The sequence below is a fragment of the Pseudoxanthomonas suwonensis J47 genome, from assembly GCF_000513955.1.
Classification (GTDB): domain Bacteria; phylum Pseudomonadota; class Gammaproteobacteria; order Xanthomonadales; family Xanthomonadaceae; genus Pseudoxanthomonas; species Pseudoxanthomonas suwonensis_C.
Window position 1 is genome coordinate 105524 of the sequence record NZ_AZUZ01000001.1, and the last position, 22132, is coordinate 127655.

Genomic DNA, 22132 nt, shown 5'->3' on the forward strand with positions numbered 1-22132 from the left:
TCTGTCGCTGCCGCCGGGCTCGCACCTGCCCGGCATCCGCGTTCGCAGGCCCGCTATGGCCTGCCCGGCCGCGACCCGTTAGAATTCCCGGCCCGGCCGCGCCAGCGTCCGGTCATTGCCGGAATAGCTCAGTTGGTAGAGCGGCGCATTCGTAATGCGTAGGTCGCAGGTTCGACTCCTGTTTCCGGCACCAGCTTCACGACGGGCCCCGCTTCGGCGGGGCCTTGTCGTTTGCGGCACGCGTCTCGCCAGCGGAGACGGGCGGCGGCTACATTGGCCGTCCCCAACCGCACCGGATCCCGCCCCGTGGCCAAGCCTTCCGCCAAGTCCAGCGCCCGCATCGCCTATGTCTGCGGCGAATGCGGCGCCGAGTACAGCAAGTGGCAAGGGCAGTGCGGCGAGTGCAGCGCCTGGAATTCGCTGTCGCAGGTGGTGCTGGAACCGGCTGCGTCCGCCGCCAGTCCCGCCGCCTCGCGCCGCGCCGGCTGGGCCGGCAAGGTCGACCCGCCGAAGGTCACCGCGCTCAAGGACGTCAGCCAGCTGGCCGAGGTGCGCGTGTCCACCGGCATCGGCGAGCTGGACCGCGTGCTCGGCGGTGGACTGGTCGAAGGTGCGGTGGTCCTGGTCGGCGGCGACCCCGGCATCGGCAAGTCGACCCTGCTGCTGCAGGCGCTGGCGACCATGTCCGCGCAGCTGCCGGCGCTGTACGTCACCGGCGAGGAATCGCTGGCCCAGGTGGCCGGCCGCGCGGTGCGCCTGGACCTGCCGCTGGACAACCTGCAGGCGCTGGCCGAGACCGGCATCGAATCGATCCTGCAGCACGCCTCGCAGGCGAAGCCGCGCGTGGTCGTGGCCGACTCGGTGCAGACCCTGTGGACCGAAACCCTCACCGCCGCGCCCGGCTCGGTCAGCCAGGTGCGCGAGAGCGCGGCGCGGCTGGTGCGCTACGCCAAGGAGACCGGCACCGCCGTGTTCCTGGTCGGCCACGTGACCAAGGAAGGCGGCATCGCCGGTCCGCGCGTGCTCGAGCACATGGTCGACGCGGTGCTGTACTTCGAGGGCGAGAGCGGCAGCCGCTTCCGCGTACTGCGCGCGTTCAAGAACCGCTTCGGCGCGGTCAACGAGCTGGGCGTGTTCGCGATGGGCGACAAGGGCCTGAAGGAAGTGCCCAACCCGTCGGCGATCTTCCTCTCAGGCAGCGCCCGCCAGCCGGGCAGCTGCGTGATGGTGACCCGCGAAGGTACCCGCCCGCTGCTGGTCGAGGTGCAGGCGCTGGTGGATTCCTCGCCGCTGTCCAATCCGCGCCGCGTCGCCGTGGGCCTGGAGCAGAACCGCCTGGCGATGCTGCTGGCGGTGCTGCACCGGCACGGCGGCGTGGTGGTCGGCGACCAGGACGTGTTCGTCAATGTCGTCGGCGGCATCCGCGTGCAGGAAACCGCCGCCGACCTGCCGGTGCTGCTGGCGGTGCTGTCCTCGCTGCGCGACCGCGCGCTGGCGGACAAGACCGTGGCCTTCGGCGAGGTCGGCCTCTCCGGCGAGATCCGCCCGGTGCCCAACGGCGAGGAGCGCCTGCGCGAAGCGGCCACGCACGGCTTCAGGCGCGCGATCGTGCCCAGGGCCAACGCGCCGAAGTCCGGCAGCTTCAAGGGCCTGGAAGTGATCGCGGTGGAGCGGCTGGCGCAGGCGCTGGAAGCGGCGGCGGAGTAGGCCGCGGCATCGCTTCATCGCGGCAGGGTCTGCAGTACGGAGAGCAGGCGGGCGGGCGCATCCGCTGCACGAGTATCCATTGCGATGTCGGGGGCGATGCCTTCCAGCTCGTTGGTGCCGTCGGCGAGGAACCTTGCGCAGTCGGGCATCGCTACCTCCAGCGGCAATACTTCCAGCCGGGTGCGCCTGGCGCCGTTGGTGTAGCCGCAGCCGGCGCCGAGCGTGCGCTCGCCGATCACCACGGCCACGCGGTTCTGCTGCAGCCAGGCCACGAAATCCTCCGCTGCCGACGCCGTGCCGCGGTCGGCCAGGACGAGCAGCGGCCCGCGCCAGCGGCCGGTGCCCTGGAGTACCTCGGCCTCGCCGGCGGGGGCGAGGACCGGGCAGACGGGTTCGTTGGCCCAGACCGCGTCGCGGTCGCATTCCGGTCCGACCCGGCGGGACGCGGCACGCGTGAGCGCGCGTCCGGTCATCAGCGCGACCACCTCGGTCACCCACTCGGTGCCGCCGCCGTTGCCGGTGACGTCCACCAGCAGCCGGCGCGCGCCATCGCGACCCAGGGTTTCCAGCGAATCCACCAGCAGCCGCTGCTGTTCGGCGCGCACTGCCAGCTGCAACGCATGGGCATCCATGCCCGGGCGGAACACGCGCTGGCAGGCGGACCTGTACCGGCGTTCGCCGAACTGGGCGATGCGCAGGATGCCCGTGTCGCCGACGCGGCCAATCGGGAAATCGCCAGCACGCAGCTGGCGCCAGCCCGGCATCTCCGCGAAGGGGAAGACGAAGGCGTGGTCGCCTTCCTCGTAGCCTGCCGCCGCGCAATCCACTACTGCGGCGGGCGGGGCCGCCACCGGCCGGACCGGGGCCGTGCTGCCGCTGGTGGCGGGCGGCGACGGCGGGCGCCGCGGTTCGAGGCGCAGGTGCGGATCGTCGAAGCGCCTGAGGAAGGCCCGCAGCGCGAGCGAGGCCCGCAAGCGCGAATGCGCGGTGGCCAGCGCGTGCGTGGTCTGCCGGTCCAGTTCGGCCAGGTCCAGGCCACGGTGGTCCCGGATCCAGTCCAGGTTGGCGTAGCCGTGGGCCAGGTCGTGCTTCAGGCGCGCGTAGTCGGCCAGCCAGGCCTCGCGGTCGTAGGTGACCACGTCCCAGAGGCAGGCACCGGCCACGGCCAGGCCGAAGAGCACCAGGGCCCGACGGATCCAGCGTCCTTTTCTCCTGCGTTCGTGGGCTGCCTGCATGGCCGGTCTCCTGGCTCGAAGACGCGCAAGCTAGGCAGGCGGCTGATGGCCCGCAAGCGGGCATGCGACGAGCCGGCGCACTTCGCGACGGAACCCCGGTGGGGACGGAATGAAAGACCTGGCCGGCGACGGCCGTGGAGCGTGCCTGCGCGATGCCGACGGGCGACGGAAGGCCCCGGGCAGGCCGGACCGGCGGGCTCAGCGCTGCGCGTCGTCGACGAACATGTGCACCGCGCCACCGGTGGCGGGAAGCCCGGCCTGCTCCTGCGGCGCGGGCGTGGCCACCAGCAGCAGGCGGCCGTCGCGCACGGTGGCGCCCTGCGCCTGCGGCACGCGCCCGGCGGCGATCGCGCTGGCGGTGACGTCGTTGTCGCCGTCGGCCGACAGGACGAAATCCTCGCCGTCCTGCTGCAACCCGCCGCCGTCGATCAGCGCCTGCATCTGCCCCGCATCGAGGCCGATGCGCAGGTGCCCGTCGGCGCCGGCGTCCAGGGTCAGCAGGCCGCCGGGAGATGCCGGCTCTTCCCCGGCCTGGGCGTCCGCGATGCCGGCGTCATCGGCAGGCGTGGTCGCGGCCAGCAGGCCGGACACCATCAGCGCCGGGATGCTCGCCCCGGACGGCGGCTGCCACTGCGAACCGATGCCGGGGACCGGCTCGCGCCCGGCGAGGAACTCGCCATCGGCGATGTCCAGGGTGGAGGTCACCAGCTGGGCGGCATCGACCCGCGCGCCGGGCGCGAACAGCACGCCGGCCGGGTTCACCAGGTAGACGTGGCCGTTCGCCGACAGGCGCCCGGCGATGCGCGAGGGATCGCTGCCCAGCACCCGGTTCAGCGCCACCGACGACGATGACGGCTGGATGAAGCGCACCGTGGCGTCGGCGCCGATGTCGAAGCGGCTCCACTCCAGGATCGCGCGCCGGCTCTGCTGGGAGATGGTGAGGGTGCGGTCCTTGCGCGACAGTTCCGCCTTGCCGGCGACCACGCGCCCGTCTTCCGGCAGCGCATCGCGGTCCTGCGCCATGGCCAGCGCCGGCAGCATCGCCAGCAGCGCCAGCAGGCCGGTACCGGCCGTGCGGCGGGGGCAGGAGGGGACATGTGCGGGACGGGTGTGCATGGGTATGTCCTGGCGCATGCGCTCAGCGCGGGAAGCGCTGGCGCAGGTTGAACCATAGCTGCGGTGCGCGTCCGGTGCCATCCTGGTTGTTGCCGTCGAAGGTACCGGGATTGCTGCCCACCGGCACGCCCACGCTCAGCGATGCGGTCAGCCCGCCCTGGATCCAGCGCAGGCCGAGGCCGGCGGCGGTGAGCTCGTAGCGGTTGCGCGGGTCGCCGTCCCAGGGATGCCGGCGCAGGCGCACGGTGCCGCCGTCGACGAAGCCGTAGCCGTCCAGCTCGCCGCCGCCGCGGGTCGCCAGTACCCGGTGCAGCTCCAGCTGCAGCGCCGCGCCGCTGTCGCCGGGCGCCTCGTTGAGCGGATAGCCGCGCACCCCCGAGGGGCCACCGAGGACGAACTGCTGCGACGAATCCAGGTTGTCGAAGGCCCATTGCCCGCTGAAGCGCGCGCGCAGGTACCACTCCGGCGCCAGCCAGCGGTCGTGGCGCAGTTCCAGCCGGGCCAGCGAATACGGGCCGTGCACGCCCGGGCCGGACGCGTCGGCGAGCAGGTCGTCGGGCAGGGCCAGCCGCGCCCGCCCGGCGACCAGGTCGAGGATCCAGGCGGTATGGGCGCCATTGCCGCCGCGGTGGACCGCGTCACCGAACAGGGTCAGGGTGAGGTCGCGCAGGTGGCGCCGGCGCAGGTCCTCGCCGAAGCTGGCGTCTTCCTGGCGACGCCGGCTCCAGGCCAGTTCGGTTTCCAGGTTCCAGTCCACGCTGCGGTGCAGCGGGTAGGTCAGTCCGGCGCGGTACGTGCGCGAGGCGCCGCTGGCCTCGAGCAGCTCGAACTCCTTGCCCAGCCGGTAGTGCAGCGTGCTGTAGCCGAGGTTGCCGCGCAGCCCGCCGGCGCCCAGCGGCAGCGCGTAGCTGCCGCCGAGGTATTCCAGGTCGCGGCCACGCATGCCGGTGGCGGAGAGCTGGTCGCCGTAGCCGCTGGGATTGGCCAGCGACACGTGCCCGACCGGCTGGCCGCGCCCGGTGTAGCGGCTGCCGTCGTTGCCGACCGCCAGGCTGCCCTCGAGCAGTGGCTGGTCCCGTACGTCCAGCAGCAGGTCGCTGGTACCGGGTTCCTGGCCAGGCTGCAGCACGCCGTCGACGTATACGCCCGGCAGGTCGTTGGCCAGCAGCAGGCCGCGTTCCAGGCGGTGCAGGGAATAGGGTTCGCCCGCGCGCAGGCCGCGGCCGGCCAGCGCCGCGATGAAGTCGCCCCTCGCGCGGCTGCCTTCGTCCAGCACGCCCAGGCGGCCGAACCGGCCTTCCAGCACCTGCACCACCACCGTGCCCTCGGTGATGTCCTGCTCCGGCAACTGGGTGCGGGCGAACCAGCCGTGCTCGCGGTACACCGCGACGATCCGGCGCAGCGCGGCCTGCAGGTCGGCGAAGCGCAGCGGCTGCCCGCGCCACGGCGCCAGCGCCTGCTGCAGGGTTGCCTCCGGCACCAGGGTCGCGCCTTCCAGCACGAAGCGCCGGACCACGAACTCCAGGCCGTCGGAGGCCGCTTCCGCCTCGTGCGCGGATTCAACCGCCGGTGGCGGCTCGGGCGCATGCGAAAGCGAGCGTTCGGCCTGGCGCTGCACCTGGCCCGCATCCGGCGGTGGCGCGGCCAGGCCGCCCACGGGCACGACGAACAGGGCCAGGCAGGACGCCAGCCGGCGTCCGACTGGCTGGCCCGGACGCGAGAGGAGGGACGGGCCGCTCGCGCGCACCTGCATGGTCCTGCGTCAGGTTCGGCCGAGCACCAGCTCGAGCATGAACTTGCTGCCGAAGAACGCCAGCAGCAGCAGCGCCATCGCGGTCAGGGTCCAGTGCACGGCCTTGGTGCCGCGCCAGCCGTAGCGCCAGCGGCCCAGCAGCAGGCCGCCGAACACCAGCCACGACAGCACGCTCAGCACGCTCTTGTGGACCAGGTGCTGGGACAGGAAGTCCTCGACGAACAGCACGCCGGTGAGCAGGGTGAAGGTCAGCAGCAGGAAGCCGACGGTGATCGTCCGGAACAGCACCGTCTCCAGCTGGGTCAGCGGCGGCAGCGCGCGCAGCCAGGCGTTGAACTGGCGCCGGCGCAGCGCCCGCTCCTGCAGCCACAGCATGCCGGCCAGCAGCGCGGCGATGGCCAGGGTCGCGTAGGCGAGCAGGGCCAGCCAGGCGTGCAGTTGCAGGCGCCAGTCCAGCACCGGCGAAGGCCCGTGGCCATGGCCGTGGTACAGGGCGAGCAATGCCGCCGCCAGCGGGAACACGACCACGCCCACCGCGGCGGTGCGCCCGCGCACGCCGAACAGCACGGTCATCGCCGCCATGCCCATGCCGACCAGCGACAACGCCGAGAAGAAATGCATGTCCGGCCCGCCGCTGGTCCGCCACGCGACCACGACGTGGTAGGTGGCGTGCAGCACGACCGCGGCCAGGGCCGGCCAGCGCCAGGAGCCGGCGGCGGACCCGTCCTGGGCCACGGAGCGCAGCAGCAGGCCGCTGGCCAGCAGGTAGGCAAGGATCGCGATGAGAACGATTGTCATCCGGCGAGTGTCGCACGGCAGCACGGCGGAACGGAATGCCGCCTGCATGGAACACTCACGGTCGTGATCCGGATCACGCGCCGCGGAAGCAGGCGCGGGGCCGGTGCCAGGGGGTTCCCGGGCCGCCCCGGCGGCGATGCGCCGCGGCGAGGCGCGGGCCCGGGCGGGTCCCGGAGCTCAGTGGTCGCCGCCGACCGGACGCGGTCCCTTGGCGGCGAACGGCGGCTTGGCGAACCAGACGAACGCGATCACCACCAGGAAGATGATCCCCAGCAGGTGGAAGATCTCGTTGAAGCCGATCTGCGCCGCCTGCTGGCCGATCTCCTGGTTGAGCAGCAGCGCCCCGCGCGTCAGGTCGCCCTGGCCCAGGCGGGCGGCCATCTCGCGCAAGCCGTCGTCGTACGCGGGCAGGTGTTCGGTCAGCCGCGCGTGGTGGATGGTGCTGCGCTGGTTCCACGCCCAGGTGGTCAGCGAGGCGGCGAAGCTGCCGCCGAGCGTGCGCACGAAGGTGGCCAGGCCGGAGCCGGCGGCGATCTCGTGCGGTTCCAGGTCCGACAGCAGGATCGTCAGCACCGGCATGAAGAACAGCGCCACGCCCAGGCCCTGGATCAGCTGGATGACCGCCACCCGCTGGAAGTCCACGTCGAGGTTGAAGCCGGCGCGCAGGAAGCTGGTGAAAGCCATCACCACGAAGGCGAAGCTGGCCAGCAGGCGCAGGTCGAAGCGGGTCGCGTACTTGCCCACCAGCGGCGTCAGCAGCACCGGCAGCACGCCGATCGGCGCGGTGGCGAAACCGGCCCAGATCGCGGTGTAGCCCATGTTCCGCTGCAGCCACAGCGGCACCATCAGGCCGATGGCGAAGAACGCCGCGTAGGCCACCACCATCGCCACCGTGCCGGCGGCGAAGTTGCGGTGCCGGAACAGGCGCAGGTTGACGATCGGGTCCTTCTCGGTCAGTTCCCAGATCACGAACACGGTCAGCGCGATGACCGCCACGATGGTCAGGACCACGATTTCGGTCGACTGGAACCAGTCCTTCTCGTTGCCCAGGTCGAGCATGATCTGCAGCGCGCCCACGCCCAGCACCAGCGTAGCCAGGCCGATGTAGTCCATCTTCGGCTTCTCGGTGCGCTCGGGCCGGCCCTTCATCTGCCGCGTCACCGCCCACGCGGCGAAGATGCCGATGGGGATGTTGATGAAGAAGATCCACTCCCAGCTGTAGTTGTCGGTGATCCAGCCGCCGAGGATCGGGCCGGCGATGGGCGCGACTACGGTGACCATCGCCAGCAGGGCCAATGCCTGCCCGCGTTTGGCGGCCGGGTAGATCGACAGCAGCAGCGCCTGGGTCACCGGGTACATCGGCCCGCAGACGAAGCCCTGCAGGGCGCGCGAGACCACCAGCATGCCCATGCTCTGCGAGATGCCGCACAGGAACGAGGCGACGACGAAGGCCAGCGTCGCCCAGGTGAACAGGCGCACCTCGCCGAAGCGGCGGCTGAGGAAGCCGGTCAGCGGCAGCGCGATCGCGTTGCTCACCGCGAACGAAGTGATCACCCACGTCGCCTGGTTGGCGCTGGCACCGAGGTTGCCGGAGATGGTCGGCAGCGAGACGTTGGCGATGGTGGTGTCCAGCACCTGCATGAACGACGCAAGCGCCAGGCCCACCGTGGTCAGGGCGAGGTTGGGCGGGCGGAACGGCTGGGCCGGCGCCGCCGCCCGCGCGGGCGGCGTGCCTGGACCTTCGGACGGGACAGCGGTGGTGGAGGACATGGGGGAGGCGCCGTCCGCGTCAGCCGCGCGCGCGCGGCAGGTTCTGCTCGATGATCTTCCCGATCAGCGCGTTGGCGTCGGCCAACTGGCTGCCGTAGACGTCGGTGGCGAAGCGCGGCTCGTCGGCCTGGCGCGGCTGCGCCAGCACCGGGCCGCTCTGGTCGCGCATGGCCACGTCGACGTGCATGCTCAGGCCCAGGCGCAGCGGATGTTCCGTCAGCTGCGCCGGATCCAGCTCGATCCGCACCGGCACGCGCTGCACGATCTTGATCCAGTTGCCGGAGGCGTTCTGCGCCGGCAGCAGCGAGAAGGCGCTGCCGGTGCCCAGGCCGAGGCTGGCGACCTTGCCCTGGTAGCGCACGCTGCCGCCGTACAGGTCGGCGCGCACTTCCACCGGCTGGCCGATGCGCATGTGGTGCAACTGGGTTTCCTTGAAGTTGGCCTCGACCCACATCTGCTCCAGCGGCACCACCGTCATCAGGGTGGCGCCGGGCTGCACGCGCTGGCCCAGCTGCACCTGGCGCTTGGCGACGTAGCCGGAGACCGGGGCGACGATGGCGGTGCGCTGCAGGGCCAGGTAGGCCTGGCGCAGCTGCGCGGCGGCGGCCTGCACCTGCGGCTGTTCCTGCACGGTGGTGGCGTCGACCAGGGCGCGGCTGCGCTGCAGGTTGCCCTGCGCGGTGCCCAGCGCGGCCTCGGCGGCGGCGAGCACGTCGCGGGCGTGGGCCAGTTCCTCGCGCGAGATCGCGCCGCTGGCGACCAGCCCTTCGCGGCGCTTCACGTCGGCGCGGGCCTGCTCCACCGCGACCTGGCGCGCGCGCAGTTCGGCCTGCGCGGCATCGGCGCTGCTGAAGAATCCGCGCACCTGGCGCACGGTGGCGGCGAGGTTGGACACGGCCTGGTCGTAGGCGACCTGGGCGTCGTTCGGATCCAGCCGCACCAGCACGTCGCCGGCCTCGACCTTGTCGCCGTCGTCGGCGTCGATGCCGACCACGGTGCCGGTGGTCTGCGGCACCACGCTGACGACGTTGCCCTGCACGTAGGCGTCGTCGGTGTCCTCGTGCCAGCGCAGGTGCAGGAAGTAGTAGGCCAGCCACGCGAGGAGCGCGGCGACCACGACCAGCAGCACGACCTGCAGGGCGCGCTTGCGCTTGCCGTTGGGGGCCGCGGCGGCGGGCTGGGCGGAAGCCTGGGGATTGATTTCGGTGGTCATGGGCGTGGGGGAGGTCAGGAGTGCGATTCGGAGGCGGCGGCCGACGCGGACGCGGGTGCGTCGAGGTCGAGGCCGCCGCCGAGGGCGCGGTCGAGCTGGACCGTGGCCTGGTAGCGCTGCGCGCGCAGCGCGGCCTGCTGCTGTTCGATCTGCAGCAGCGGGCGCTGCGCCGAAAGCACCTCGAGCTGGGTGCCGACGCCGGCTTCGTAGCGGGACTGCGCCAGCTGCAGGGCGGCATTGGCCGCGTCGTGCGCTTCGGCCAGCGAGCGCTCCTGCGCGTCGAGCGAGCGGATCGCCTGCACCGCGTCGGTCACCTCGTGCAGGGCGTCGACCACGCCCTGGTTGTAGGTGGCCACGGCCAGGTCGTAGTCGGCGTCGCGCGCGTCGAGGTTGCTGCGCAGGCGGCCGCCGTCGAAGATCGGCAGGCTGATCGCCGGGCCGCCGAAGCCCAGCGCGGCGTCGCTGGCGAACAGGTCGGAGAAGCCGGTCGCGGCCAGACCGACCAGGCCGCTGAGGTCCACGCTCGGCCGGAACTGCGCCTTCGCCGACCTGATGCCCTGCGCGGCCGCTTCCACGCGCCAGCGCGCGGCGACCACGTCCGGGCGGTGGCCCAGGAGCTCGCTCGGCAGCACGCCCGGCAGCGCCGGCGCCGGTGCCTGCAGCAGCTGCGGGCGGGCGATGTCCAGGCCGCGGTCGGGACCCTGCCCGAGCAGGGCGGCGATCGCATTGCGCAGCGCGTCGATCTGCTGCTGCGCCGCTTCGGCCTGGGCCTTTGCGGTGGCGATCGCGGTTTCGGCGTTGCGCAGCGCAAGCGTGCCGTCGATGCCGGCCTCGACGCGCTGCCGGCCCAGCTGCAGCAGGCGCTCGCTGCGCTCCTGTTCGCGCAGCGCCACGTCCTTCGCCTCGAAGGCCTGGGCCAGGGCGATGTAGCTGCGCGCGACGTTCGCGGCCAGGCCCAGCCGTGCGGCCTGCGCCTCGACCTGGCTGGCGCGGGCCTGGCCCAGCGCGGCCTCGTACTCGGCGCGCTTGCCGCCCCACACGTCCAGCGGCCAGTCGAAGTTGAGGGTCAGCAGCGCGTTGTGCAGCAGCTTGCCGCCCAGTTCGTCGCCGGCCAGGCTTTCCGGCAGCTGGGCCACCGCGTACTGCGCGCTGCCGCCGACGCTGGGCTTGCGCGTGGCGTCGGCAAGGCTGGCCTGCGCGCGCGCCTTGCGCAGGCGCGCATCGGCCGCGGCCAGCGAGGGGCTGCCGGCGAGGGCTTCGGATACTAGCGCGTCCAGCTGCGGGTCGCCGAAGGCGCGCCACCAGTCCAGGGCCGGGAAGGCGGCGTCGCTGAGCGGCGTGCCGGCCAGGCTGCGCGAGGTGGCGTGGCTGTCCAGGTCGCGGGGCTGGGCGACCGGCTCGAGGCCGCCGGTGCTGGCGCACCCTGCCAGCGCGATCGCGAGGAACAGGGGCGCGATGGCCGCGCGGACGCGGCCGGAGTGGGGGGAGGGAAACATCGTCAGTTTTCCGGGGTGGAAAGGTTGTCGCGGACCTGTTCGAGCAGGCCGATGAACTGCGCGCGCTGGGCGTCGTCGAGCCCTTCCAGGGCGATGTCGCGGACCCGCTCGCCGCACTGGGCGATGTCCCGGGCGATGCGCTGCCCGGCCTCGGTCAGGCGGATGTGCAGGGCGCGGCGGTCGTCCGGATCGGCGACACGCATGACCAGGCCGCGCTCCTCCAGCCGGTCGAGCAGGCGGGTCATGGCGCCCGGGCTGAGCTCGGCCATGCGGGCCAGCTCGGTGACGTTGGCCACTCCGTCGGCCAGCTTCTTGATGGCAAGGAACTGGCTGAAGTTGAGGTCGTGGCCGGCCTGGCGCAGTTCCCGCTCCCAGCGGGTGCGCATGGCATCGCGGACCTGCCGCACGAGCAGGCCCAGGGCGGAGCCGCTGCAGATGGGGGAGGGCGTGGACATGCGCGGGGATGATACTCGCCTGCTCAATATTTGCAATGTCAAATATTGCTCCATCAATGGGTTGGCTCAGCAGGCGTTCAACTGGCCCCGGCCCCCGGCCCCCGGCCCCCGGCCCCCCGCGTCCGGCGTCCGGCGTCCGGCAAGCGCGTGGCGCCGCAGCGCAGCGGGACGGGGAACAGGCCGGCGCTGGCGGCGGCGGGGGCAGCAGGGCGCGCGGGCTATAATCGCCAGCCGTTTTCCGCCTCCGGGCCCGCCTGCATGTTCGAATCCCTGACCCAGCGCCTCTCCGGCACCATCGACCGCCTGCGCGGCCGTGGCCGGCTGACCGAATCCAACATCAGCGAGGCGGTGCGCGAGGTGCGCATCGCGCTGCTGGAGGCCGACGTCGCCCTGCCGGTGGTCCAGGCCCTGATCCAGCGGATCAAGGTGCGCGCGGTCGGCCAGGAGGTGCTGAAGTCGCTGACCCCGGGCCAGGCCCTGATCAAGGTCGTGCGCGACGAGCTGACCGCGGTCATGGGCTCGCAGGCCACCGACCTGAACCTGAACGTCCCGGCCCCGGCGGTGATCCTGATGGCCGGCCTGCAGGGCGCCGGCAAGACCACCACCGTCGGCAAGCTCGCGAAGCACCTCAAGGACAAGCGCAAGAAGAAGGTGATGGTGGTCAGCGCCGACGTCTACCGTCCGGCCGCGATCGAGCAGCTGAAGACCCTGGCCGAGCAGACCGGCGTGCTGTTCTTCCCGTCCGACGCCGGGCAGAAGCCGGAGGACATCGTCCGCGCCGCCATTGCCGATGCGAAGAAGTCCTTCGCCGACGTGCTGATCGTCGACACCGCCGGCCGCCTCGCCATCGACGAGGCGATGATGGCCGAGATCAAGGCGCTGCACGCCGCGGTCAACCCGGCCGAGACCCTGTTCGTGGTCGACTCGATGACCGGCCAGGACGCGGCCAACACCGCCAAGGCCTTCTCCGAGGCGCTGCCGCTGACCGGCGTGGTCCTGACCAAGACCGACGGCGATGCCCGCGGCGGCGCCGCGCTGAGCGTGCGCTACATCACCGGCAAGCCGGTGAAGTTCGTCGGTACCGGCGAGAAGCTCGACGGCCTGGACGTGTTCCACCCGGACCGCGTCGCCGCGCGCATCCTCGACATGGGCGACGTGCTGTCGCTGGTCGAGCAGGTCGAGCAGAACGTCGACCAGGAGAAGGCGGCGAAGCTGGCCGCCAAGGTCGCCAAGGGCAAGAAGTTCGACCTCAACGACATGCGCGACCAGCTCGAGCAGATGCAGAACATGGGCGGCATCGCCGGCCTGATCGACAAGCTGCCGGGCCTGGGCCAGGTGCCCGAGCACCTCAAGCAGCAGGTCGCGCAGAGCCGCGAGGTGCCGCGGATGATGGCGATCATCGGCTCGATGACGCCGAAGGAGCGCCGCAACCCCGACCTGCTCAACGGCTCGCGCCGCGCCCGCATCGCCCGCGGTTCCGGCACCACCCCGGCCGACGTCAACAAGCTGCTCAAGCAGTACCAGCAGATGGAAAAGGTGATGGGCAAGCTGGGCCGCGGCGGCATGAAGGGAATGAAGGGCATGATGCGCGGCCTGCAGGGCATGATGGGCGGCGCGGGCCGCGGCGGCCTGCCGTTCCGCTGATCCGGGAGCGGCGGATGACCTCGCGGTTGCACGCCTTGGTCTCCGCCCGCGACGTTGTCGCATGGCACCGGCCGCGGCCGGTACCGGTCCCGCCGTCGATCCCGCTGCCGCGGTGCCGTGCGGCCGCCCGGTTCGCCCCATGAGTGCTGCCGCGCCATCCATCGCGCTGCTCAACGGCCAGCCGGCCGATGCCGAGCCGGCGGCGCTGCGCGTTGCGGCGCAGGTCAACTACGGGCACTTCACCTCGCTGCAGGTGCGCGGCGGCCGCGTGCAGGGCCTGGACCTGCACCTGCAGCGCCTGCGCCAGGGCAACGCCGAACTGTTCGACGCACCGCTGGACGAGGCGCAGCTCCGCGCCTGGATGGCCCAGGCGGCTGCGGCCTCCGGCGGCGACTGCTCGATGCGCGTCACCGTGTTCTCGCGCGGGTTCGACCACCGCCAGCCGCTGCGCTCTTTGCGACCGGACGTACTGGTGGCTGCCAGCGCACCGGCGATGCCGACGGGCAAGGCGATCCGGGTGCGCAGTACCGCCTTCTTGCGCCCGTTCCCGCACCTCAAGCATGTCGGCACGTTCCCGCTGTTCCAGCATCGCCGCCTGGCGCTGCGCGCCGGCTTCGACGACGCGCTGTTCGTGGACGGCGAAGGCGGCGACGCCCGCGTCGTGGAAGGCACGGTCTGGAACATCGGTTTCTGGGATGGCGAGCGCGTGGTGTGGCCGGAGGGACCCGCGTTGCGCGGCACTTCCGAGCGCCTCCTGCAGGCGGGCCTGCAAGCGCAGGGCTGCCCGCAGGAAGTGCGGGCGGTGAGGCTGGCGGAAGCTGGCAGCTTCGTCGCCGCCTTCGCGGTCAATGCCACCGGGCTGCAGCGCATCGCGGCGATCGATGCGGTGGATTACCGCGAGACGCCCGGGCTGGATGCGCTGCTCGACGCTGCCAGGGCATGTGCGCCCTGGGAATCCCTGTCGCCTGGATAGGGCAGCGGCGCGGAGCCTGTAAGCCCCTCTCCCACCGGGAGAGGGGTTGGGGAGAGGGTGGAAATCCCTGCGCGCGGTCGGCATCCGACCCTCATCCCCCGGCTCGCGCCCCGGCACTCGCGCCTGCGCGAGGGCGCTCCGGCGAGCGCGGACCACTGGTTCGCAAACGCTCCCCTCGGTCCCGGGGGGAGAGGGGAGGGAGGGATCACGCCACCGACGAAGCCGGCCGCAGCCGCCGCGCCAGCCGCGCGCGCAGTCGGTCCAGGGCGAGGAACACCGCCGGCGTCGTGTAGAGCGTCAGCACCTGGCTGACCAGCAGGCCGCCGACGATGGCGATGCCCAGCGGACGCCGCATTTCCCAACCTTCGCCGGCGCCGAGCATCAGCGGCAGCGTGCCCAGCAGCGCCGCCACGCTGGTCATCAGGATCGGGCGGAAGCGCAGCCGCGCCGCCTCCAGGATGGCCTCGCGCGCCGCCTGGCCTTCGCGCTGCGCGGCCAGGGCGAAGTCCACCATCAGGATGGTGTTCTTCATCACCACGCCGACCAGCAGGAACAGGCCCAGCAGCGAGATCAGGTTGAGCTCGCCGTCGAACACCAGCAGCGCCAGCAGCGCGCCGATGCCGGCCGAGGGCAGGATCGAGAGGATCGCCAGCGGCTGCACCAGGCTCTCGTACAGCACGCCCAGCACCAGGTACACCGCCAGTACCGCGCCGAGGATCAGCCACAGCTGGCGGTTGCGCAGCTCCTGCACGGCGCCGGCCTCGTCGCCCAGCTTCGCCTGCACCCCGGTCGGCAGCATGATCCGCGCCATCGCGTCGTCGATCGCCGCGGTGGCTTCCTCGAGCTTGACCCCGGGCGCAAGGGCGAAGCTGACCCGCGTGGCCACGAACTGCGAGCGGTGCTGGATGCGGTCCGGCGCCATGCCGTAGTCCCAGCGGGCGAACGCCGACAGCGGCACGCGCTGGCCGTTGCCGCCGATCACGTAGACCTGGTCCAGCGTCTCCGGCGATCTGGTGTAGCGCTGGTCGAGCTCCATCACCACGCGGTACTGGTTGAGGCTGTCGTACAGCGTCGCCACCTGGCGCTGGCTGAAGGAGTTGTTGAGCACGGTGCCGACCATGCGCATGTCCACGCCCAGCCGCGCGGCGGCTTCGCGGTCGATTTCCAGCTGCACCTGGCGCATGCCCTCGTCGCCGCTGGAGTCCACGTCGACCAGCTGCGGCAGCGCCGCCAGCGCGTCGCGCACCTTCGGCGTCCACTCGCGCAGCGGCCCGATGTCGCCGGCCATCAGCCGCAGGTCGAGGTTGCCGTCGTCGTTGCCGCCACCGATGCGGATGTCCTGGTCGACCCAGAACCACAGGTTGCCGCCGGGCACCTTCGGCAGGCCCTCGCGCAGCCGGTCGATGACCTCGCGGCTGGAGATGCCGCGCTCGGCCAGCGGCTTCATCTGCATCATCACGAAGCCGTTGTTCACGCCAGTGCCGCCGCCGATGTAGCCGGCGATGTCGGCGATCGCCGGGTCCTGCAGCAGGAACTCCCGGTAGGCCTGGATCTTCGGCTGCATCACCTGGAAGGACAGGCCGTCGTCGCCGCGGATGAAGCCGCGCAGCTGGCCGGTGTCCTGCTGCGGCACCGTGCCCTTGGGCACCTTGGCGAACAGGAAGGCGTTCAGCGCCACTGTCGCCGCGAGCACGCACAGGGCCAGCGGCAGGCGGGCGAGCAGGCGGTCCAGCGAACGCAGGTACAGCCGCCGCAGTCCGCCGAACAGCAGTTCGCCCAGCCGCTCCCATGGCGGGATCACGCGGTCCGGGCCGGCGCTGCGCAGCATCCGCGAGCACAGCGCGGGGGTGAAGCTCAGCGAGACCACCACCGACACCGTCATCGCCGCCACCAGGGTCAGCGAGAACTCGCGGAAGAGTTTCTCGACGAAGTCGTCCAGGAACAGGATCGAGACGAACACCACCGCCAGGGCGATGTTCATCGACAGCAAGGTGGCGCCGACCTCGCCGGCGCCGCGCATCGCCGCCGCCACCGGCGACAGGCCGGCGGCCAGGTGCCGGGAGATGTTCTCCAGCACCACGATGGCGTCGTCCACCACCAGCACCGCGGCCACGATCAGCGCCATCAGCGACAGGGTGTTGAGCGAGAACCCGGCCAGCCAGATGATCGCCAGCGCGCCGAACAGCGACACCGGGATCGCCAGCGACGGCACCAGCGCCGCGCGCCAGCTGCCGAGGAAGGCCAGGACCACCAGTACCACCAGGCCCACCGCCAGGACCAGGGTGGCCTCGGCCTCGCGCAGGGTGGCGCGGATCACCGGCGAGCGGTCCATCACCACCTTCATGTCCACGCCGGCCGGCAGCAGCGCCCGCAGCGTGTCCATCTGCGCGTGGATCGCGTCGACCGTGCGGATGATGTTGGCGCTGGGCTGGCGGTTGACCATCATCAGCACCGCGGCGCGGCTGTTGTGGAAGCCGGAGGCGTAGCGGTTCTCGGTGCCTTCGCCGACCTGGGCCACGTCGCGCAGGTGCACGGCGCGGCCGTCGCGCCAGGCCACGACCAGGTCGCGGTATTCCTCGGCGGTACGCAGCTGCAGCGCCGCCTCGACCTGCCACTGGCGGTCATCCCGGGCCACCGTGCCCAGCGGCCGCAGCGCGTTGGCGTTGCGGATCGCGCCGGCCACTTCCTCCAGGGCGATGCCGTACTGGTTCAGTGCTGCCGGGTTGAGCGAGACGCGCACCGCCGGCAGCGAGCCGCCGCCGACGCTGACCTCGCCCACGCCCGGCACCTGCGCGATCTTCTGCGCCAGCACGGTCGAGGCCACGTCGAAGACCTGCGCCGGGGTGAGCGTGTCCGAGCTCAGCGCAATGGTCATGATCGGCGCCTGCGACGGATTGATCTTGCGGTACTGCGGCATGCCGGGCATGCCCGAAGGCAGCTGCGCACGCGCCGCGTTCAGCGCGGCCTGGACCTCGCGCGCGGCCTCGTCGATGTTGCGGTCGAGCGAGAACTGCAGGTCGATGCGGGTGTTGCCCTGGTTGCTGCCCGAGGTGATCCGGGTGATCCCGGGGATGGTGCCGAGCGCGCGCTCCAGCGGCGTGGCCACGGTGGCGGCCATCGATTCGGGGCTGGCGCCGGGCAGGCTGGCGCTGACCTGGATGGCCGGGTAGTCGACCTGCGGCAGCGGCGCCACTGGCAGCTGGCGCAGGGCCAGCAGGCCGCACAGGACCACCGCCACCGCCAGCAGCACGGTCGCCACCGGCCGCTGGATGAAGACCTTCGACAGGTTGGGCGAGGACGCCGGTTCCATCTCAGGCGGCCGCGGCATCGGTGCCGGCTTCGGCTGCCGGATCCTCGCCGCGGCGGGCGAGGCGGTCGAAGAACAGGTAGACCACCGGCGTGGTGAACAGGGTCAGCACCTGGCTCACCACCAGCCCGCCGACCATCACCAGGCCCAGCGGCTGGCGCAGCTCGGCGCCGGAGCCGGAGGCGAACATCATCGGGATCGCCGCGAACAGCGCCGCCAGCGTGGTCATCAGGATCGGGCGGAAGCGCAAGAGAGCTGCGCGGTGGATCGCCTCGCGCGGCGACAGGCCCTGCTCGCGCTCGGCCTCCAGGGCGAAGTCGATCATCATGATCGCGTTCTTCTTCACCAGACCGATCAGCAGGATGATGCCAATCACCGCGATCAGGTCGAGGCTGCGCCCGGACAGCAGCAGCGCGGCCAGCGCGCCGACCGTGGCCGAGGGCAGGGTGGAGAGGATCGTGACCGGGTGGATGAAGCTCTCGTAGAGCACGCCCAGCACGATGTACATGACCAGCACCGCGGCCAGGATCAGCCACAGCGTGCTGGACAGCGAGTTGCGGAAGGCCTGCGCCGCGCCCTGCAGGCGCAGCTCGACGCTGGCGGGCATGCCGATGGTTTCGCGCGCCTTCTCGATCGCCGCCACCGCTTCGCCCAGCGACGCACCGGGCGCCAGGTTGAACGACACGGTCACCGCCGGGAACTGGCCGAGGTGGCTGACCTGCAGCGCAGTCGGCCGGGTTTCCACGCGGGCCAGGCCCGACAGCGGCGTCTGCCGGCCGTCGGCGGTGGCCACGTGGATGCGGCCGATCGCTTCCGGTCCGAGCTGGAAGCGTGGGTCGGCCTCCAGCACCACGCGGTACTGGTTGGCGTGGGTGAAGATGGTCGAGACCTGGCGCTGGCCGAAGGCGTCGTAGAGCGCGTCGGCGATCGAAGACACCGGGATGCCCAGGCGCGCGGCGGCGTCGCGGTCGATGTCCAGCCACGCCTGCAGGCCCTGGTCCTGCAGGTCGCTGGCCACGTCGGCCAGCGCCGGTTGCCGGCGCAGTTCCTCGAGCATGGCCTGGGTCCAGCGCGACAGCTCGGCCAGGTCCGGCGTGGTCAGGGCGAACTGGTACTGGGTGCGGCTGACCCGGTCCTCGATGCTCAGCTCCTGCACCGGCTGCAGGTACAGGTCGATGCCGGGCACGGTCGCGGCGCGCTGCTTGAGCCGCGCGATGATCTCCAGCGCGCCGGCGCTGCGCCCGGCGTGCGGCTTGAGCTCGATCAGGAAGCGGCCGCTGTTGAGCGTGGCGTTGCTGCCGTCCACGCCGATGAACGAGGACAGCGTGGCCACGTCCGGGTCGGCGAGGATGACTTCGGCCAGCGCCTGCTGGCGCTTGGCCATGGCTTCGAACGAGACCGACTGCGGCGCCTCGCTGATGCCCTGGATGAGGCCGGCGTCCTGCACCGGGAAGAAACCCTTGGGCACGGCGAGGTACAGCGCCACGGTCAGCGCCAGGGTGGCGGCGGTGGCGCCCAGGACCAGCGGCTGCCGCGCCAGCACCCAGTGCAGGCCGCGGTCGTACAGTGCGACCACGCGGTCGAAGACGTCGCCCTGCGCGCCGGCCCCGTCGCCTTCGCCATGGCCGTGGCCGCCCTTGAGGAAGCGCGCGCACAGCATCGGGGTCAGGGTCAGCGAGACCACCAGCGAGATGCCGATCGCCACCGCCAGGGTGATGGCGAACTCGTGGAACAGCTTGCCGACCACGTCGCCCATGAACAGCAGCGGGATCAGCACCGCCACCAGCGACACGGTCAGCGAGACCAGGGTGAAGCCGATCTGGCGCGCGCCCTTGAGTGCGGCTTCCAGCGGGCCTTCGCCGTCCTCCATGTGCCGGGCGATGTTCTCCAGCATCACGATGGCGTCGTCGACCACGAAGCCGGTGGCGATGGTCAGCGCCATCAGGGTCAGGTTGTTGAGCGAGAAGCCGGCCAGCAGCATCACCCCGAAGGTGGCCACCAGCGACAGCGGCACCGCGATCGAGGGGATGATCGTGGCCGGGATGGTGCGCAGGAACACGAAGGTCACCAGCACCACCAGGCCGATCGCCAGCAGCAGCTCATGCTGCACGCCCTTGATCGAGGCGCGGATCGACTCGGTGCGATCGCTGAGCACGCTCACGTCCACCGCCGCCGGCATCGACGCGCGCAGCTGCGGCAGCAGGGCGTGGATGCGGTCGACCACCTCGATCACGTTGGCGCCGGGCTGGCGCTGGATGTTGACCAGGATCGCCGGCACCTCGCCGGACCAGGCCGCCAGCTGGCTGTTCTCCGCGCCCTGTTCGACCGTGGCCACGTCGCCCAGGCGCAGCGGCGCGCCGTTGTTCCAGGCCAGCACCAGGTTCCGGTATTCCTCCGCCGAACGCATCTGGTCGTTGGCGTCGAGCATGGTCGCGCGGGTCGGGCCGTCGAAGCTGCCCTTGGGCATGTTGACGTTGGCCGCGTTGATCGCGCGGCGGATGTCGCCCATGCCCAGCCCGGCCGAGGCCAGCGCGTGCGGGTTGACCTGGATGCGCACGGCGGGGCGCTGGCCGCCGGCGAGGCTGACCAGGCCCACGCCCGGCAGCTGCGACAGGCGCTGGGCCATGCGCGTGTCGACCAGGTCGTAGACCTCTGGCAGCGCCATCGAGCTCGAGGTGACCGCGAGGGTGAGGATCGGCGTGTCGGCCGGGTTCACCTTGCGGTACACCGGCGGCATCGGCAGGTCGCCGGGGAGGAAATTGGAGGCGCCGTTGATCGCCGCCTGCACTTCCTGCTCGGCCACGCCCAGGTCCACTTCCAGCGAGAACTGCAGGGTGATGACCGAGGCCCCGCCGGAGCTGGTCGAAGTCATCTGGTTCAGGCCCGGGATCTGGCCCAGGCGCCGTTCCAGCGGCGCGGTCACCGCGCTGGTGGTCACCGCCGGGCTGGCGCCCGGATACAGGGTGAGCACCTGGATGATCGGGTAGTCGACCTGGGGCAGCGCCGAGACCGGCAGCAGGCGGTAGGCGAACAGGCCCGAAAGCAGCAGCGCCAGCATCAGCAGCGAGGTCGCCACCGGGCGCAGGATGAACGGGCGGGAGAGGTTCATTGCGCGGCGGCCGCCCTGGCAGCAGCGCCGTCGCCGGCTCCAGGCACGTCGGTGGGCACGCCATCGGCGTCGACCACCTGCACCTTGCCGCCTTCGCGCAGGCGGTCCAGGCCCTCGAGCACCACGCGCTCGCCGTCCTGCAGGCCCTCGAGCACCGCGACGCGGCCCTCGTGGCTGGCGCCGAGCTTCACTTCGCGCACGCTGGCGGTGTCGTCGTCGCCGACCACGTACACGTAGGTGCCGCGGTTGCCGAACTGCACTGCCGCGTCGGGGATCGAGACCACGTCGGTGCTGCCCAGGCGCAGGCGCACGTTGACCGACTGGTTGGGGAACAGTGATTCGTCGTCGTTGTCGAACAGCGCGCGCAGGCGCAGCGTGCCGGTCTGCACGTCGATGCGGTTGTCCAGGCTGGAGAGCCTGCCGGTCGCCAGCGGCTGGCGTTCGTCGCGGTCCCAGGCCTGCACCGCCAGCGCCTTGCCGCCGCGCACCGCGGCCTGCACCGTCGGCAGCACGCTTTCCGGCAGCGCGAACACCACGCTGATCGGGCGGGTCTGGGTGAGCGTGGCGATGCCGTCCTGGTCGCCGGCGCGCACCAGGTTGCCCACGTCCACCGTGCGCAGGCCGATGCGGCCGTCGATCGGCGCGACGATGCGGGTGTAGTCCAGCTGCAGCTTCGCTTCGTCGACCGCGGCCTGGTCGCTCTCGCGGCGGCCCTCGAACTGGCGCACGCGCGCCTGCAGGTCGGCCACTTCCTGGGCCGAGACGAAGTTGGCGCCGGCCAGGTCGCGGAAGCGCTTCAGCTGGATGCGGGTGTTCTCCAGCTCGGCCAGGTTCTGCTTCTGCTCGCCCTGGACCTGGGCCAGGCGCACCTTGAACGGGGCCGGGTCGATCTCCGCCAGGAGCTGGCCGGCGCGGACCTGCTGGCCCTCGTTGAAGGCGATGCGCACCAGCTCGCCCTCGACGCGCGGGCGCACGGTCACCGTGCGCAGCGGGCTGACCGTGCCCAGCGCCTTGATCTCCAGGTCCAGCGGCCCGCGGCTGGCGGTGGCCACGCGCACCGGCGTCGGCGGGCGCTCGCCCCAGCCGCCGCGGCCGGCCTGCGGCGCCGCCTCGTCCCCGCCGCTGCAGCTGCGCCACAGCAGCACCAGGGCCAGCACCAGGCCGAGGACCAGGAGCGCTTTGAACAGGCGGGGCAGCTTTTTCATCATGTGTCCGTAGGGCGGCGGGCCAGGGGCCCCACCGGAGCGAGTGGTTCGGAGTGGTTGCCGGGTGGTCCGGCAGGAGGCGCCGCTTCCCCGGCCGGACGGCGCGCCCGGCGATGCGGGCGACCGGCACGGCGCGTGCCACGATGCCTGGTCGATGTTACGGAACCCGTCCCGCCGCAGGGCGTGACTATGGTCATGGGTCATGCCGGAAATGCGCCTAATCCGGCATGCCGGGTTGGAATGGCGCGTATTCCGCAACAGCCGGGCCCCGCGGAACGGGTGCCCGGTCATGAGGCGGGCGCAGCTGCCCGCGATCGGTACAGGGCTCCACGGGGACGCCGCCGGGGACAG

Annotated in this window: 14 protein-coding genes and 1 tRNA gene; 4 read left to right on the forward strand and 11 right to left on the reverse strand. The window is 72.0% G+C overall.

The window, feature by feature from the left end:
• The first annotated feature begins 117 nt into the window (after nt 1-117).
• Nucleotides 118-193 (forward strand) — tRNA-Thr (locus tag M503_RS0100435).
• Nucleotides 194-306: 113 nt separating this feature from the next.
• A complete protein-coding gene (gene radA / locus M503_RS0100440) occupies nt 307-1707 on the forward strand; it encodes a DNA repair protein RadA (protein ID WP_024868104.1) in 1401 nt (466 codons plus the stop codon).
• A 14-nt stretch (nt 1708-1721) separates the two neighbouring features.
• On the opposite strand, the gene M503_RS0100445 is transcribed toward radA, so the two are convergent.
• The 8 genes from M503_RS0100445 to M503_RS0100480 all read right to left on the reverse strand — a co-directional run bounded on the left by M503_RS0100445 (nt 1722) and on the right by M503_RS0100480 (nt 11543).
• Nucleotides 1722-2942, reverse strand: a complete 1221-nt coding sequence (locus M503_RS0100445) for a S41 family peptidase (RefSeq protein WP_081720885.1) — start codon at nt 2940-2942, stop codon at nt 1722-1724.
• Nucleotides 2943-3140: 198 nt separating this feature from the next.
• The gene (locus M503_RS15320; RefSeq protein ID WP_051414049.1) at nt 3141-4058 is read right to left on the reverse strand and encodes a filamentous hemagglutinin N-terminal domain-containing protein; all 918 of its coding nucleotides are present in this window, start codon (nt 4056-4058) and stop codon (nt 3141-3143) included.
• Between the two features lie 22 nt (nt 4059-4080).
• Nucleotides 4081-5805, reverse strand: a complete 1725-nt coding sequence (locus M503_RS0100455; RefSeq protein WP_051414088.1) for a ShlB/FhaC/HecB family hemolysin secretion/activation protein — start codon at nt 5803-5805, stop codon at nt 4081-4083.
• A 15-nt stretch (nt 5806-5820) separates the two neighbouring features.
• Nucleotides 5821-6609, reverse strand: a complete 789-nt coding sequence (locus M503_RS0100460; RefSeq protein ID WP_028918523.1) for a cytochrome C assembly family protein — start codon at nt 6607-6609, stop codon at nt 5821-5823.
• A 177-nt stretch (nt 6610-6786) separates the two neighbouring features.
• Nucleotides 6787-8379 carry a DHA2 family efflux MFS transporter permease subunit gene (locus tag M503_RS0100465; protein ID WP_028918524.1) on the reverse strand — a complete coding sequence of 531 codons (1593 nt, stop codon included), beginning with the start codon at nt 8377-8379 and terminating at the stop codon, nt 6787-6789.
• Between the two features lie 19 nt (nt 8380-8398).
• Nucleotides 8399-9592, reverse strand: a complete 1194-nt coding sequence (locus tag M503_RS0100470; RefSeq protein ID WP_028918525.1) for an efflux RND transporter periplasmic adaptor subunit — start codon at nt 9590-9592, stop codon at nt 8399-8401.
• A 14-nt stretch (nt 9593-9606) separates the two neighbouring features.
• Complete coding sequence (locus M503_RS0100475) at nt 9607-11088, reverse strand: efflux transporter outer membrane subunit (protein WP_028918526.1); 1482 nt, start codon at nt 11086-11088, stop codon at nt 9607-9609.
• 2 nt (nt 11089-11090) lie between these two features.
• Nucleotides 11091-11543: a MarR family winged helix-turn-helix transcriptional regulator gene (locus M503_RS0100480; protein WP_028916209.1), complete on the reverse strand. Its 453-nt coding sequence runs from the start codon at nt 11541-11543 to the stop codon at nt 11091-11093.
• A gap of 258 nt (nt 11544-11801) precedes the next feature.
• Between M503_RS0100480 and ffh the strand changes: the two genes are divergently transcribed.
• Both ffh and M503_RS0100490 read left to right on the forward strand, forming a co-directional pair.
• Complete coding sequence (gene ffh / locus M503_RS0100485) at nt 11802-13187, forward strand: signal recognition particle protein (protein ID WP_028918527.1); 1386 nt, start codon at nt 11802-11804, stop codon at nt 13185-13187.
• 139 nt (nt 13188-13326) lie between these two features.
• Complete coding sequence (locus M503_RS0100490) at nt 13327-14160, forward strand: aminotransferase class IV (protein ID WP_028918528.1); 834 nt, start codon at nt 13327-13329, stop codon at nt 14158-14160.
• A gap of 205 nt (nt 14161-14365) precedes the next feature.
• Here M503_RS0100490 and M503_RS0100495 read toward each other — a convergent pair whose 3' ends face one another.
• From M503_RS0100495 to M503_RS0100505, 3 genes are read right to left on the reverse strand one after another with little or no spacing between them, the layout of a single operon-like run.
• Entirely contained in the window at nt 14366-17488 is a 3123-nt protein-coding gene (locus tag M503_RS0100495; RefSeq protein ID WP_269319380.1) for an efflux RND transporter permease subunit, read from the reverse strand.
• Nucleotides 17472-20576: a multidrug efflux RND transporter permease subunit gene (locus tag M503_RS0100500; protein ID WP_028918530.1), complete on the reverse strand. Its 3105-nt coding sequence runs from the start codon at nt 20574-20576 to the stop codon at nt 17472-17474. The genes M503_RS0100495 and M503_RS0100500 overlap by 17 nt, the downstream gene beginning before the upstream one ends.
• Complete coding sequence (locus M503_RS0100505) at nt 20573-21781, reverse strand: MdtA/MuxA family multidrug efflux RND transporter periplasmic adaptor subunit (protein ID WP_028918531.1); 1209 nt, start codon at nt 21779-21781, stop codon at nt 20573-20575. Before M503_RS0100505 ends, M503_RS0100500 begins: the two co-directional genes overlap by 4 nt.
• Between the last annotated feature and the right edge of the window lie 351 nt (nt 21782-22132).